Origin of the sequence: Gluconobacter cadivus, from assembly GCF_015244745.1 — a bacterium.
Lineage (GTDB): Bacteria > Pseudomonadota > Alphaproteobacteria > Acetobacterales > Acetobacteraceae > Gluconobacter > Gluconobacter cadivus.
Genome location: NZ_JABCQI010000009.1, coordinates 101,096 through 114,878 on the forward strand (window position 1 = coordinate 101,096; position 13,783 = coordinate 114,878).

Here is a 13,783-nt window from a genome sequence, read left to right on the forward strand (position 1 = left end):
AAATTGGCATCTTTCCCGGTTTGGGGGCGTTTCGTCCTTCAAGGACGTTTCCGCCCGGAGCACAGGATGCCCGATAAAGAAGCTCGGCGGGAGCCAGACAGGAGACCGCCGCATGACCATTCGTTCCGCTTTCACCGCCCTGCTGCTCGCAACGCCTGCCGCTTTCAGTATCGGAAATGCGCTGGCAGAGCCGGTCGCGTTCGAGCACGCGCGGCTGATTGACGGGACCGGGGCCTCGGCGCAGCCGGACGCCACGGTGGTCATCGACAACGGCGTGATTCTTTCGGTCGGCATCCCGGCTCCCGCCGATGCCCGGCATGTGGATCTGACGGGCAAGACGCTGATGCCCGCTCTCATCAGCGATCACAGTCATGTCGGCCTCGTGAAAGGCACTGGAGCCAGCCGCGACAACTATACCCGCGCCAATATTCTCGCCGCCATGAAGCAGTATGCGGATTATGGCGTCCTGACCGTCACGGCGCTGGGTCTGAACCGTTCTCCGCTGTTCGATACGCTGCGTCAGGAACAGCATGAGGGCCGTAATCCGGGGGCGGATCTGTATGGCGTGGATCAGGGGATCGGTGCGCCGGATGGTGTGCCCCCGGCCGCCATGGTCAAAGGCGTTGGTCCCGATCAGGTCTTCCGTCCGACCACGCCGGAAGAAGCGCGCAAGGACGTGGACCAGATGATTGCGGAACACACGGATCTGGTGAAGCTCTGGGTGGACGACTTCCGCAATGATGTCCCGGATGGCAAGACCTATCCCATGCTGCCGCCCGCTATCTATCAGGCCGTCATCGACGAGGCGCATCAGCATGACACGCGGGTTGCGGTGCATATCCACGATCTTGCTGTCGCCAAGGCCATCGTGGCGGCAAAAGCCGATATTCTCGCGCATGGCGTGCGGGACCAGCCAGTGGATCATGATCTGATCGCGGCGATGCTTCGTCAGGGCACATGGTATATTGCGACGCTGGATCTGGACGAGGCGAACTATCTCTATGCCGAGCAGCCGGAGCTGCTCTCCAATCCGTTCGTTCTGGCGAGTATGGACCCGGCCCTGCGTCGTCAGTTCACAGACCCGAAATGGCGCGCGGAGACACTGGCCAAGCCTCTGACCAAGGCCTCGCACTACGCGCTGTCGGTGAATCAGAAGAACCTCGCCGTTCTGTATCGGGCGGGGGTGAAGGTTGGTTTCGGTACGGATTCCGGGGCCGCACCGACCCGTATTCCCGGCTTTGCCGAGCATCGTGAGCTGTATCTGACGGTGCAGGCCGGGCTGTCCCCCGTGCAGGCCATCAGTCTGGCCACGGGCAATGCCGCGGCCCTGCTGCATCTGTCAGACCGTGGTGTGATTGCGCCCGGCCGCCGGGCGGATCTGCTGATCGTGGATGGCAATGCGGATGAGAACATCGGCGCTGTGGATCAGATTGATCAGGTCTGGCAGCGGGGCACGTTGGTCAGCCACGGCCCCGTCCGTTCGAAGGACTGATTATGCGGTAGCCTCGGGGCGCGAACGTCCCGAGACGAGTCGGAACATCGGCCCGGTCAGCGTCGTGGAGATCACGGCCAGAACCATCAGCGAGGCAAAGGCGAATTCCGAAATCATGCCGTGCGCGTGCAGGATGGTCGCCGCCACGATTTCCATCAGCCCCTTGCACTGCAACAGGGAGCCGATGCCCAGCGCCTGACGGTTCGTCAGGCCCGGAGCAGGCGGGAAAATCCAGACGGCAAGGATTTTCGTGACGATCGCAATGACGACCAGCAGCAGGGAGGCCAGAACGGATGGCCATGTCAGCGCATCGCCGTCGATCCGCAATCCGCTATGGCCAAAGAACATCGGGGCCAGCCAGATCAGCGAGAACGTCCCCACAGCTTCGACCGGCAGGCGACGGACCCAGCGTGGCGGCATGAGCGCGCCTGCGAAATAGGCGCCGATCAGTTCGTGCAGCCCCAGTTCGTGGCTCGCCCAGGACCCGGCGGCCAGATAGGCCGGAACAGCGGCCCAGATGATCCAGATCGGCGGGTTTTTCAGGTTCCGCGTGGCCCAGCTGCTGAGGAGCGCCATGCCGACCAGAAGCAGGACGGCCAGTCCTTCAAATCCGGTCCAGCCATGCAGCGCATCCGATCCGCGTGCCGCGAACTGGAGGATGGCCAGCCCGATCCAGAGGGCCGCATCGTCCACGACTGCGAGTTTGAGAGCAAGCTGTCCGACGGGGCGGTACACAGGCTCCAGTTCACGCACGATCCCGATCAGAACCGGCAGCGCACTGACGGAAATGCACAGTCCGATCGACATGGCACCGATCCAGCTATTGCCATGTGGGGCCTGCCAGCCATGCAGTGGCAGGAAGAACAGTTTGACCAGAATGGTGCCGATGACGAACGGAACGCCCAGCGCCACGAGCGCTCCGCCCAGCAGGCGACCCAGCGTCGGGGAGGGGAGGTTTTCGGCTTCGGGGGAATGGGTGGGGTTCTGCCACATTTCCAGCCCGGCGGTGAACGCCAGAACCAGAACGGCCAGCCAGCCGATATAATCGCCGTAAAGCGAGGGAATACCGACCTTTGACGCTGGAAAATGCAGGACCGCCAGAACAATGCCCACCAGAATGGGCAGGATGGCAATGGGAATGGAACGCCTGAGCAGTTGCCACAGTCCCCACGGAACGAGGACAAATATAAATGCATCCGCAAACAGTGCTGTCACATTCCCCATGACGATCCCTTTTTTGTTTTAGGTCCGGTCAGGGTAACATGGATCAAAAAAATTGGGGTAATTTTTTATTTCCATGTAATAAATAATTCTATGTTTCTGTTTTCAAAGAACTGTTTTTAAAAGGAATGAAAACCCGGAATTTTCTTTTGGAAAGTCCGGGTTTTTTCCAGTCATCAGGCGATGAAATTCTTCAGGAATTGCTCCAGCGCCCGGCCGCGATGACTGATGGCATTTTTCTCGGCTTCGGTCATTTCCGCAAAGGTCCGGTTTCCGCCTTCCGGCACGAACATCGGATCATAACCGTGTCCATGATCGCCCTGTGGGGGCCAGACGACCGTGCCGTGACATTCGCCCTGTACGGTCCGGGTCTCGCCATCCGGCCAAGCCAGACACAGGGCTGCGACGAAAAAGGCCCGATGATCGGCACTGTCGCCCATTTCCTGATGCACACGGTTCATTGCGATCTGCATGTCTTTGGTCGGGCCGCCCCAGCGCGCGGAATAGACGCCGGGCCGGTTGTCCAGCGCCGCGACGCAGAAGCCGGAATCATCGGCCAGCGCGGGCAGCCCTGATGCTCGGGCCGCGGCCAGAGCTTTGATGGCGGCGTTGCCGGTGAATGTCTCTTCCGTCTCTTCAGGTTCTGGGAGGTTCAGTTCGGCGGCTGAGATGACGGTGATCCCGCTCTCGGCCAGCAGGGTGGAGAATTCGCGCAGCTTGCCGGCATTATGGCTGGCCAGAACGATTTTTGAGCCTCGGGACAGTGTCCGCATCATGCAGTCTCCAGGACGTGATTTTGGGCGTCGAACAGTCGGGCTGTGCCGAGCTTTGCCAGTCGGAGGAGTTCGAAAAATTCGCTCTCCTGAAACGGCTTGTCTTCGGCGGTTCCCTGAATTTCGATGATGCCACCATCCGCGGTCAGCACGAAATTCGTATCGGCCTGCGCGCTGCTGTCTTCGATATAGTCCAGGTCCAGAACGGCTCCCGCCTCTGTCAGCCCGCATGAGACCGCTGCGACCTGAGCCGTGAGGGCCTGTGAGCGTTTGATTGTCTTCAGCGCGATCGCCAGTGCCACCCAGGCGCCCGTGATGGAGGCGCAGCGCGTGCCGCCATCCGCGTTCAGGACGTCGCAGTCGAGCGTGATGGTGCGCTCTCCCAGCTTTTTCAGATCCACACAGGCCCGGAGCGACCGGGCAATCAGTCGCTGGATTTCCTGCGTCCGGCCGGATTGCTTGCCTTTGGCCGCTTCGCGCTGGCCGCGCTGATGCGTCGCCCGGGGGAGCATTCCGTATTCGGCCGTGATCCAGCCCTGTCCCCTGTTGCGCAGGAACGCCGGAACACGCTCCTCGACCGTGGCCGTGCACAGGACTTCCGTGCCGCCTACGCGGATGAGCGCGGAGCCTTCGGCATGGCGGGCAAAGCCCGTTTCGATTGAAACAATACGGTTTTCGTCCGGCGCACGCCCGGAGGGACGCTTGCGTGCGGTGTCAGTCATGTCAAAAAAGATCCCGTGGAAGAATATGTCCCGCCTCTAGCGCGTTTGACGCAGACCCATCCAGCCCCGACAGTGGGTTTACCATGATGCGACCACAGCCTCCCCTGTTCCGCCCTTCCATCCCGATGCCGCACGGTCTGGGAGATCGTGAAGCCGCGATTTTGCGTGAAATCGTCGAGGAATATGTCGAAACGGGTGAGCCCATCGGCAGCCAGACGCTGGCCCAGCGCCTCCAACCGGCCCTGTCTTCGGCCACGATCCGCAATGTCATGGCAGATCTGGCGCGGGCCGGGCTGCTGTTCAGCCCGCATGTTTCGGCCGGGCGTCTGCCGACCGAAAAGGGCGTGCGTCTGTTTGTGGATGGCCTGCTCCAGTTTGGCGCGCTGACGGAGGAAGACCGCGCCAGCATCGACAGCCGCCTCGATATTCACGGGCGGTCCTATCAGGACATTCTTTCCGAAGCATCGTCCCTGCTGTCGGGTCTGTCTTCCGCTGCCGGACTCGTGCTCGCGCCGAAATCGGATGCCGCGCTCAAGCATATCGAGTTCGTAGCACTTGGTCCGGGGCGGGTTCTGGTCATTCTGGTGGGTTCGGACGGGCAGGTTGAGAACCGCATCATCGAGACCCCGCCCGGTGTGCCGCCTTCCGCTCTCGTCGAGGCCGGGAACTATCTGAACGCTCGCCTTGGAGACCTGACGCTCGGCACATTGCGTGAGCGGGTTCGCAGCGAAATGGATGCCAGCCGCCATGAACTCGACGCCCTGACAGCCAGTGTGATCGAAAGCGGTCTTGCGACATGGGACGCCGACGGGGGGACGCTGTTCGTGAAAGGGCAGGGGAAGCTGCTGGCCGACATCACGGAAATCGAGCGTCTGACGACGATCCGCATGCTGTTCGACCATCTGGAGACGCAGGAGACCATGCTCCAGCTTCTGCAACTGGCCGATGCGTCCGAAGGGGTGCGGATCTATATCGGGCGTGAAAGCGGCATGTTCGGCATGTCGGGCGTGTCCATGATCGTGGCGCCTGCCCGTAACGAGGCCCAGAAAATCGTGGGGGCGATTGGCGTGATCGGCCCGACCCGTCTGAATTACGGGCGGATCGTGCCTGTTGTGGACTACACGGCGCGGATGGTTGGTCGTCTGCTTGGCTGAAGGCTGCTGAACGTGTCGGGATGATGGTCCCGGGGTTACGCCTCTTTCATGAAATGACCTTGTTTAGACGGGGCGACGGAAGGGGCGGAATAATGCTATGCAGGGGGCATGACGCGACGCTCTCTCCGCTCCCGTAACCCTCAAGGTCCGGGCGCCACGCCACCACGCCCTCCCCGTTTTCGCCGCTACCGGCAGTCCCTGGCGATCATCGCCGGTGTGGGGCTTGTGGGCGTGGCCGGGGCGGGCATTCTGGGCTGGACGACCTATGCCAAGCTGGTGGCGGATCTGCCCAGCGTGGACAGCCTGCGCGCCTATCAGCCGCCGACCGTCAGCCGCATCTATGCTGCCGATGACCGTCTGATGGCCGAACTGGCGAACGAACGCCGGATCTTTGTGCCGATCAACGCCATCCCCGAGCGTGTGAAGAATGCCTTCATCGCCACGGAAGACCATAATTTCTACACGCATGGCGGTGTGGATTTTATGGCGATCGGCCGTGCGGGCCTGACGGACATTTTCGCGCGTCATGGCCGCCGTCCGCTGGGAGCTTCGACCATCACCCAGCAGGTGGCGAAGGTCATGCTGCTTAACAGCAACGTCGTGAGCCTCGATCGCAAGATCAAGGAAGCTCTGCTCGCCATGAAGATGGAGCAGGTGCTGTCCAAGGACAAGATTCTCGAAATCTACCTGAACGGCATCTATCTCGGGAACGGCGCTTATGGTGTCGCCGCGGCCGCGCAGAGCTATTTCAACAAGCCGCTCGACCAGCTTGATGATGCCGAAGCCGCGTCCCTCGCAGCGCTTCCCAAGTCGCCCACGAACTACAATCCGTTCCTGCATCCGCAGGCCGCGATGGGACGCCGCAACCTTGTGCTGGACCTGATGGTTGAGGCTGGCGTTCTGACGCGTGAGCAGGCCGATCAGGAAAAGCAGGAGCCGCTGGTCCCGCAGCAGAAGCAGCGTTTTGGACCTCTGCCGGATTCCGAATGGTTCGGCGAGGAAGTCCGCCGTCAGTTGATCGCCCAGTATGGTCAGGACCGTGCGGCACAGGGTGGTCTGGAGGTCCATACCAGTCTGGACCAGAACCTTCAGACCACCGAAACGCGTCTGCTGCATGAAGGGCTGATGAATTACGACCGCGCCCATAGTGGCTGGCGGGGGCCGTTGCGCAACCTGCCGGATATTCAGGATGACGGCTGGGAGAGTGCGCTCGATCATGTCACGCCGCCCGGCGGGATGCTGCGCGAGTGGCGTCTGGCGGTTGTGCTGCCGGGTGGCACGCATATTGGCTGGATCGAGGACGGCAGCCCCCGCAAAGGCGCGCTCCTTGCGACCGATATCGGCTGGGCGCGGCGGGCGCATCCGCTGCGTGCCGGGGACGTCATCATGATCGAACCGCAGGAAGGCGGTTCGGCGGCATTACGTCAGATCCCACAGGTCGAAGGGGCGGCGGTGACGCTGGATGTGCGTACGGGCCGCGTTCTGGCGATGGTCGGCGGCTGGTCGTTCCATGAAAGCCAGTTCAACCGGGCCACGCAGGCGCTGCGTCAGCCGGGATCGTCCTTCAAGCCTTTCGTCTATCTTGCCGCGATGGAACAGGGGATTTCCCCGTCCGAGCGTTTCGACGATTCGCCCATTTCCTATGGCGACTGGCATCCGCAGAACTACGAACATGACAACTGGGGCCCGACGACGCTGCATGACGCGCTGCGCGAAAGCCGCAACCTCGTCACGATCCGTGTCGCCGCCCATCTCGGCATGAAAGCGGTCGCGGATACGGCTATCCGCGCCGGACTCGTGGCGCAGATGCCGCATGTCCTGCCCGCAGCACTCGGCGCCGTCGAAACCACCGTCATGCGTGAGGCCGCGGCCTACGCCACGATTGCCAATGGCGGACATATCGTCACGCCGACCCTCGTGGATGACATTCAGGACCGCTCCGGGAGCGTGCTGTGGCAGGCGGGGGGGCTGAAGCTCGGCACTGCCATGCAGGCTCCGCCCAGCGAACAGCCTGCTCCCACGGACAGAACACCGGCCGATGGTACGACACCGCCCGCCGCGCCCACTCCCGTCTCGGCCACGCCCGTACCCGGCAGCGTGTCTGTCCCGTCCCTGACCGACGCGCGTCCGACGCTGGCCAGCGAGCAGAGCACGTTCCAGATCGTGAAGATGATGCAGGACGTGATCGCCCGGGGCACTGGCCGTATGGCGGGTGTTGGTATCGATCGTCCTATCGCGGGCAAGACCGGGACCAGTCAGGACTTCCATGACGCCTGGTTTGCCGGGTTCTCCCCCGATATCGTCACGGTGGTCTGGGTTGGTTTCGACACACCCCAGACGCTGGGCCGCAATTCGGATGGTGGCCGCATTGCCGGGCCGATCTGGAACAAGATCATGAAGGTCGCTCTGGCCAGCCGTCCGAAGCTCGACTTCCGTGTGCCGGACGGTATTACGCTGGCCAGCTACGACACGGGGCGCATTTCGGCCGTCGATGGCTTCAAGACCGATCAGGTTCCGGGTGCGTCCGTTGAGCTGCATGGCTTCGGCGCTGGTACGGAAGCCCTGACTGCCGCCGATACGGGCGCGGACAGCGTGATTTCGGATTCCGAAAGCGGCATGGCCCAGATGCCGGACCAGCCGGGAGGCGGCACGTCCGGAACCGGGTCGTCCGCAGCGCCGGGACAGGCCCAGAAACCTGCTCCGTCCGATGGTGACATCGGCGTGGGCGGCCTATACTAAGGCCACCAGAACAGACCCCCCTTATGAGTGGAGGACACTATGTCGGCCGAAACCGAGGCCCTTTCCGTCCAGATCAAGCAGTCGGTGGCACTGCTGAGGAGGCATCTTTGACTGGGATGTCGCAACAACACGCCTCGCGGAACTGAACCACCGCGTTGAAGACCCCGACCTTTGGAACGACGCAGACGCTGCCCAGAAGCTGATGCGCGAGCGCACGACGCTTGCCAACCAGATCGAAGGCGTCCAGCAGATCGAAGCCGAGGTCGAAGGCACGCTCGAACTGGTCGAACTGGCGGAGATGGAAGGGGATGACAGCCTCGTTCAGGATGCCGTTCAGACCCTGCGCGCCATTGCCGAAGACGTCCGCAAGCGCGAAATCGAAAGCCTGCTCTCGGGCGAGGCGGACAGCAATGACTGTTACGTCGAGGTGAATGCGGGCGCCGGTGGCACGGAAGCTCAGGACTGGGCCGAGATGCTCCTGCGCATGTACACGCGCTGGGCCGAGCAGCATGGCTACAAGGTCACGTTCATCGAAGGCAGTGAAGGCGAGCAGGCTGGTATCAAGTCCGCGACCATTCAGGTGAGCGGCCCGAACGCCTATGGCTGGCTCAAGACCGAGGCCGGTGTGCATCGTCTGGTTCGGATCTCGCCGTTCGATGCGGCGGCCCGTCGCCAGACGTCGTTCGCGTCTGTGTGGGTCTATCCGGTCGTTGATGATTCGATCGAGATCGAGATCAACGATTCGGATCTGCGCGTCGATACGTTCCGGGCCTCGGGCGCGGGTGGACAGCACGTTAACAAAACGGATTCGGCCATCCGGATCACCCATATCCCGACCGGGATCGTGGTGGCCTGTCAAACCGACCGTTCGCAGCACCGCAACCGCGCCAAGGCGATGGAAATGCTGCGGGCCCGAATGTACGAAGCCGAGTTGCAGAAGCGCGAAGCCGCTGCCGCCCAGACGGAAGCCTCCAAAACCGATATCGGCTGGGGACACCAGATCCGGTCCTACGTTCTGGCGCCCTATCAGCTCGTCAAGGACTTGCGGACGGGTGTGGAGAAGGGAAATCCGGGCGCGGTGCTCGATGGTGCCCTGGACGACTTCATGTCGGCCTCGCTGGCGCAGAGCGTGGGGGCGACCCGATCGGAAGCCAGTGCCTCGGCCCAGTAAGTCCTGTTACGTTTAAGCCCTGTCGGCTTTCAGACGGATTCGCTCAGGCGCCGGAACAGAAAAACTGTTCCGGCGCCTTTTTTCTTGAATCTGTCATAACGCGGTGAAGTGACGTTACGTTCTCAGGATTTCGGGGAATATTTTTATTTGCCCGGACAGGGCGCAAAGCGCAGAATATGTCCACAATATGAAAAAATCGTTTCGATAAGAGCAATCACCGGCTTGACAGCATGGGGGTTAGACTGCCCAATCAGCATATCGGGTATGTTCTCACGGCATATGACGCATTCCTATGCGTCTGCAGCGGGAAAGCCTGATGGCAACACAGAAATCGGGGCACCGCACCCGGCAGATGTGGACCAACGCCGGTGTCAGTGAGGGGTAAGAAGGTTTCGACATGAAGAGCTACGCCGCACAGCAGCGCAAGCCGACAGACTACATTGTCGCGATCGTCGTGGCCGTGCTGGCTATGGGCGCTGTGATCTATGCGCTTATGAGTGGTGCTGTGAGCAAACTGGTCCAGGAAAAGCCGCCTATCAAGACGGAAGTGATCAAGGAACAGCCCAAGCCACCGCCGCCACCGCCGCCGCCGCCGCCGCCGCAGATGGAGCAGCCGCCGCCGCCGTATATTCCGCCGCCGAAGATTTCCGTGCCGCCGCCGCCCAAGGCGATCCAGCGTGTCACTCACGCCAAGCCGCCGCATCCGGTACCGCCCAGCCCGACCCCCTCGCCGGAGCCCGTTCCGTCTCCGCCGCAGGGACCGCCAGCTGACGCAGTGCCAGATCATCAGGCAGGCGCGCGGCCGATCAACGGTGCACAGGCTGTCTATCCGGACGAGGCCATGGAAGAAAACCGCGAAGGTCATGTGACCGCATCGTGTGACATTCTTCCGACAGGCAAGACGGCGAACTGTACCATTACCAGTTCGAGCGGTGGCCATGAGTTCGTGGAAAGTGCGCTCGACTTCCTTCGTCGGGCCCGTTACCAGCCCGCCGTTGTCAATGGCGTTCCGGTAACAGAGCATCACCACGTCCTGCACATCGACTTTACGATGGGCGACGACTGATCTTTCGACTGCCGTCAAACAGAATTGCCCTGTCAGGATTTCCAGTCCCTGACAGGGCTCAGAAAAGGGCCGGTCTCCATATGGCCGACACCCCATTAAAAGCTCCGGAAACGGGCATCGATAACGAGGATATGGAGTTCATGACCAGACTGTTCCGCCTTCCTGCCCTTGCCGTTCCGACGAAGGCGCGTGCCGTCCGGGCCAGCGCGCTGGCTCTGACGCTGGCCCTGGCTTCCGGTGCAGTTGCACCGGCCGTCGCTTTCGCCCAGCCGGCTCCTGCCGACCAGAGCGCTCCTGCAGCCGCTCCGGTTGACCCCTCTACCAACCCGGCACCCCCGGCAACGTCCGCCGATCCGGCTGGCGCTCCTGGGGCAGCTGCTCCGAATGATGCGGGTGCACCTGCTGCGCCTGCTGACAGTGCCGCTCCGGCAACGGCTCCGGCCGACCAGTCTCCCGCAGCGGCTGCAACGCCGGGCGAGAGCGCAACTGCGACGCCGGAAGCTCCTGCTCCGCAGGGTAACCCGTATGGCCTCGGCGCTCTGTGGGCCAATGGCGATGCGATTGCCCGTGGCGTTCTGATCATCATGGTGATCATGTCCGCTGGTACCTGGATCATCATGGTCATGAAATTCCTGGAGCAGGGCCGTCTGTTTGCTGCCTCCAAGGAAGCTGCCCGCGAGTTCTGGACCAAGCCGTCCGTTCAGCAGGGTGCTGCTGCTTTGAAGGCGTCTTCTCCGTTCCGCTACATCGCAGAAACGGGTATCGTTGCCGCAGAGCACCACGAAGGCTCCATGCGTGACTCGATCGACCTGCCGTCCTGGACCGAAATGTCCATCTCGCGCTCGGTCGACACCATCAACACTCGTATGCAGGGCGGCCTCGCCTTCCTCGGTACGGTGGGTTCCACGTCGCCGTTCGTCGGTCTGTTCGGTACGGTCTGGGGTATCTATCACGCCCTGACGGCCATCGGCATCTCCGGTCAGGCGTCCATCGACAAGGTTGCAGGCCCGGTTGGTGAGTCCCTCATCATGACGGCTATCGGTCTTGCCACTGCTGTTCCGGCCGTGTTGGGTTACAACCTGCTCGTTCGTCGCAACAAGGGTGCCATGGATCGCGTTCGCAACTTCGCGGCCGACATCCAGTCCGTCCTGATCGGCGGCTTCCGTCACGGCGTCAGCCCGGAACAGGGCAGCATGGCTGTTCCGACCACCATCACCACCAGCGAGCGGATCTGATCCTATGGGAATGAACGTCGGAGGAGGCGGCGGTGACGACGAGGTGGTGTCGGCAATCAACACCACCCCCCTCGTCGACGTCATGCTGGTGCTGCTGATCATCTTTCTGATCACCATCCCGGTCGCCACACACTCGGTGAAGGTCAAGCTGCCGGTCGATGCGAATACGCCTACCCAGACCAGGAAGGGCAACATCGTTCTGGCAGTGAATTCAAACGGCCAGGTGTTCTGGGACACGACGCCGGTTGCGAACCACACTGACCTGCTGAACCGTCTCGTTGAGGTGGCAAAGCAGAAGCCCCAGCCGCAGATCCAGATCCGCGGTGATCAGGCTGCCAAGTATCTGGCAGTCGGCCAGGTGGTCGCGACCTGCCAGGAAGCTGGTATCGCCCACGTGGACTTCATTACCGAGCAGCCTCACTCGAACTGAGGTCGTGTCGGGTCGTTCCGGACAGGGCGGCCCGACAAAGCTTTCACGTCACCTTTTTGGAGAACCGCCGTCATGGGCATGAGCGTCGGATCTGACAGCACGCACGAAGACGAAGGCATTGTCGATATCAACACCACGCCGTTGATCGACGTGATGCTGGTGCTGCTGATCATGCTGATCATCACCATTCCGCTTCAGACACACTCGGTGGCGATCGATCTGCCTCAGGGCAATCCTCCCCCATCGACCGAACAACCCAAACTCGTGACCGTCAGCATCGGCTACGACAACAGCATTTCCTGGAACAACGAGCCGATTACGTCCGAGGCGTCTCTTCAGGCTCATTTTCAGGCCGCGGCCGCAATGCCGGACCAGCCTGAAATGCATATCCACCCGGATCGTCTTGCGGACTACAAGACCGTGGCCCATGTTATGGCAGACGCACAGCGTCTTGGTATGACCAAGCTTGGAATTGTTGGTCTGGATCAGTTCATGGAAGGACAGTAATTCGTGTCTTTGTCCCTTTACCGCCGTCTGAGCGCCCGTAATCTTCTGCTGGCCGGTGTCTTTGGTATCGCCGCGTTTGCTGGCTCCGCCCATGCCGATGACGTTCTCGGTCAGGCTGTTGGCAAGGATCTGCAGCAGGCCCAGAGTGCTCTGGCATCCAAAAATTATGCCAAGGCCATGGAAGCCGTCGATGCCGCAGACGCGGTCAAGGGCAAGACCGATTACGAAACCTACACCACGGCTCAGATGCGCGCCGCGATTGCCGCACAGTCCGGCAACACGGACGCCGCGATCAAGGCCTATGACGTTCTGATCAACAGTTCGCGTACGCCGAAGGCCGCGAAGGGCCAGATGCTGATGGCACAGGCCACCATGGCCTACAGTGCCAAGCAGTACGCCCGCGCCATTCCGGCGACCGAGCGCTATCTGAAGGAATACGGCGCCGACCCTCGCATGCAGACCATGTTGATCCAGTGCTACTATCTGCAGCAGGACTGGAAAGGCACGGCCAAGGCCGCGCAGGAGCAGGTGGACGCCACGATCAAGGCTGGCAAGGTTCCGGCCGAAAATCAGCTTCAGATGCTGGCCACGGCCTATACGAACCTGAAGGATGCGGACGCCAAGACGCATGCCTATGTTCTTCTAGCCAAGTATTATTCGAAGCCTGATTACTGGTCGATGCTGATCCATGATCTGGTCGCGAATCCGAACCTCTCGCCGCCGCTCATTTTCTATGTCGAGCGCCTGCGTCTGGCGACGGGTGTGCTGAAGGATCCGTCCGATTATCAGGACATGGCCGAGCGTGCAGTGCAGATGGGCCTGCCCCAGCTTGCGCTGAACCTGCTCAATCAGGGTTATGCGAATCACTCGCTTGGTAACGGCCCCACCGCCGCTGCTGATGCGAAGTTCCATGCGTTCGTTGCCCAGCAGGCTGCCACGAACCGGAGCCAGCTTGCTGCTGCTGTGACGCAGGCGGCCTCTGCGCCGAATGCAGGACCGGCTCTGACTGCTGGCTACAATCAGGTTCTGAATGGGCAGGTTGATGCCGGTCTGGCCCTGATGAAGACGGGTCTGGGGAAGAATCCGCGTTATCCCGATCTGGCTCAGGTTGAATACGGTATGGCGCAGATGGACGGTGGTCAGAAGGCCGAAGCTATCAAGACGTTTGAGGCTGTTTCCGGAAACGGACCGGCCCGTGATGTGGCGGAACTGTGGTCTCTGCTGCTCTCGCGTCCTGCGAAGTAAGACAGTCTTTCGACTCAGGAAAAAGCCG

12 protein-coding genes are annotated in these 13,783 nt (G+C 61.7%); 9 read left to right on the plus strand and 3 right to left on the minus strand.

Annotated elements, in window-relative coordinates; genetic code table 11:
• The first annotated feature begins 112 nt into the window (after positions 1 to 112).
• Positions 113 to 1,492, plus strand: a complete 1,380-nt coding sequence (locus HKD28_RS13215; RefSeq protein WP_194268710.1) for an amidohydrolase family protein — start codon at positions 113 to 115, stop codon at positions 1,490 to 1,492.
• On the opposite strand, the gene HKD28_RS13220 is transcribed toward HKD28_RS13215, so the two are convergent.
• The 3 genes from HKD28_RS13220 to rph all read right to left on the minus strand — a co-directional run bounded on the left by HKD28_RS13220 (position 1,493) and on the right by rph (position 4,208).
• Entirely contained in the window at positions 1,493 to 2,716 is a 1,224-nt protein-coding gene (locus HKD28_RS13220; RefSeq protein ID WP_194268711.1) for a cation:proton antiporter, read from the minus strand.
• Positions 2,717 to 2,889: 173 nt separating this feature from the next.
• Positions 2,890 to 3,486 carry an RdgB/HAM1 family non-canonical purine NTP pyrophosphatase gene (rdgB, locus tag HKD28_RS13225; RefSeq protein ID WP_194268740.1) on the minus strand — a complete coding sequence of 199 codons (597 nt, stop codon included), beginning with the start codon at positions 3,484 to 3,486 and terminating at the stop codon, positions 2,890 to 2,892.
• A complete protein-coding gene (rph, locus tag HKD28_RS13230) occupies positions 3,486 to 4,208 on the minus strand; it encodes a ribonuclease PH (protein ID WP_194268712.1) in 723 nt (240 codons plus the stop codon). The genes rdgB and rph overlap by 1 nt, the downstream gene beginning before the upstream one ends.
• An 83-nt stretch (positions 4,209 to 4,291) precedes the next feature.
• Between rph and hrcA the strand changes: the two genes are divergently transcribed.
• From hrcA to HKD28_RS13270, 8 genes are all read left to right on the plus strand, one after another.
• Positions 4,292 to 5,362, plus strand: coding sequence for a heat-inducible transcriptional repressor HrcA (hrcA, locus tag HKD28_RS13235; protein WP_194268713.1), 1,071 nt, complete (start codon positions 4,292 to 4,294; stop codon positions 5,360 to 5,362).
• Positions 5,363 to 5,470: 108 nt separating this feature from the next.
• Positions 5,471 to 8,101: a penicillin-binding protein 1A gene (locus HKD28_RS13240; protein WP_194268714.1), complete on the plus strand. Its 2,631-nt coding sequence runs from the start codon at positions 5,471 to 5,473 to the stop codon at positions 8,099 to 8,101.
• Positions 8,102 to 8,140: 39 nt separating this feature from the next.
• Positions 8,141 to 9,272 (plus strand): peptide chain release factor 2 gene (prfB, locus tag HKD28_RS13245; protein WP_194268715.1). Its coding sequence is split into 2 segments (ribosomal slippage): positions 8,141 to 8,209 and positions 8,211 to 9,272, totalling 1,131 coding nucleotides; the frame shifts between segments, so codons are not numbered across the junction.
• A gap of 397 nt (positions 9,273 to 9,669) precedes the next feature.
• Entirely contained in the window at positions 9,670 to 10,338 is a 669-nt protein-coding gene (locus HKD28_RS13250; RefSeq protein WP_194262805.1) for an energy transducer TonB, read from the plus strand.
• A gap of 140 nt (positions 10,339 to 10,478) precedes the next feature.
• Complete coding sequence (locus HKD28_RS13255; protein ID WP_194262806.1) at positions 10,479 to 11,573, plus strand: MotA/TolQ/ExbB proton channel family protein; 1,095 nt, start codon at positions 10,479 to 10,481, stop codon at positions 11,571 to 11,573.
• 4 nt (positions 11,574 to 11,577) lie between these two features.
• On the plus strand, positions 11,578 to 12,003 hold the full coding sequence (locus HKD28_RS13260; RefSeq protein ID WP_062028222.1) for an ExbD/TolR family protein: 426 nt from the start codon (positions 11,578 to 11,580) through the stop codon (positions 12,001 to 12,003).
• A 72-nt stretch (positions 12,004 to 12,075) separates the two neighbouring features.
• On the plus strand, positions 12,076 to 12,510 hold the full coding sequence (locus tag HKD28_RS13265; protein ID WP_099286074.1) for an ExbD/TolR family protein: 435 nt from the start codon (positions 12,076 to 12,078) through the stop codon (positions 12,508 to 12,510).
• A gap of 3 nt (positions 12,511 to 12,513) precedes the next feature.
• Positions 12,514 to 13,755, plus strand: coding sequence for a tetratricopeptide repeat protein (locus HKD28_RS13270; RefSeq protein ID WP_194268716.1), 1,242 nt, complete (start codon positions 12,514 to 12,516; stop codon positions 13,753 to 13,755).
• Positions 13,756 to 13,783: the final 28 nt, after the last annotated feature.

Excerpts from the sequence above, each read along its gene's own strand:
- hrcA (WP_194268713.1), top strand. The coding sequence starts at position 4,292 with ATGATGCGACCACAGCCTCCCCTGTTCCGCCCTTCCATCCCGATGCCG.
- rph (WP_194268712.1), bottom strand. The coding sequence starts at position 4,208 with ATGACTGACACCGCACGCAAGCGTCCCTCCGGGCGTGCGCCGGACGAA.
- HKD28_RS13240 (WP_194268714.1), top strand. The coding sequence starts at position 5,471 with ATGACGCGACGCTCTCTCCGCTCCCGTAACCCTCAAGGTCCGGGCGCC.
- HKD28_RS13250 (WP_194262805.1), top strand. The coding sequence starts at position 9,670 with ATGAAGAGCTACGCCGCACAGCAGCGCAAGCCGACAGACTACATTGTC.
- HKD28_RS13260 (WP_062028222.1), top strand. The coding sequence starts at position 11,578 with ATGGGAATGAACGTCGGAGGAGGCGGCGGTGACGACGAGGTGGTGTCG.
- rdgB (WP_194268740.1), bottom strand. The coding sequence starts at position 3,486 with ATGCGGACACTGTCCCGAGGCTCAAAAATCGTTCTGGCCAGCCATAAT.
- HKD28_RS13220 (WP_194268711.1), bottom strand. The coding sequence starts at position 2,716 with ATGGGGAATGTGACAGCACTGTTTGCGGATGCATTTATATTTGTCCTC.
- HKD28_RS13215 (WP_194268710.1), top strand. The coding sequence starts at position 113 with ATGACCATTCGTTCCGCTTTCACCGCCCTGCTGCTCGCAACGCCTGCC.
- HKD28_RS13265 (WP_099286074.1), top strand. The coding sequence starts at position 12,076 with ATGGGCATGAGCGTCGGATCTGACAGCACGCACGAAGACGAAGGCATT.
- HKD28_RS13255 (WP_194262806.1), top strand. The coding sequence starts at position 10,479 with ATGACCAGACTGTTCCGCCTTCCTGCCCTTGCCGTTCCGACGAAGGCG.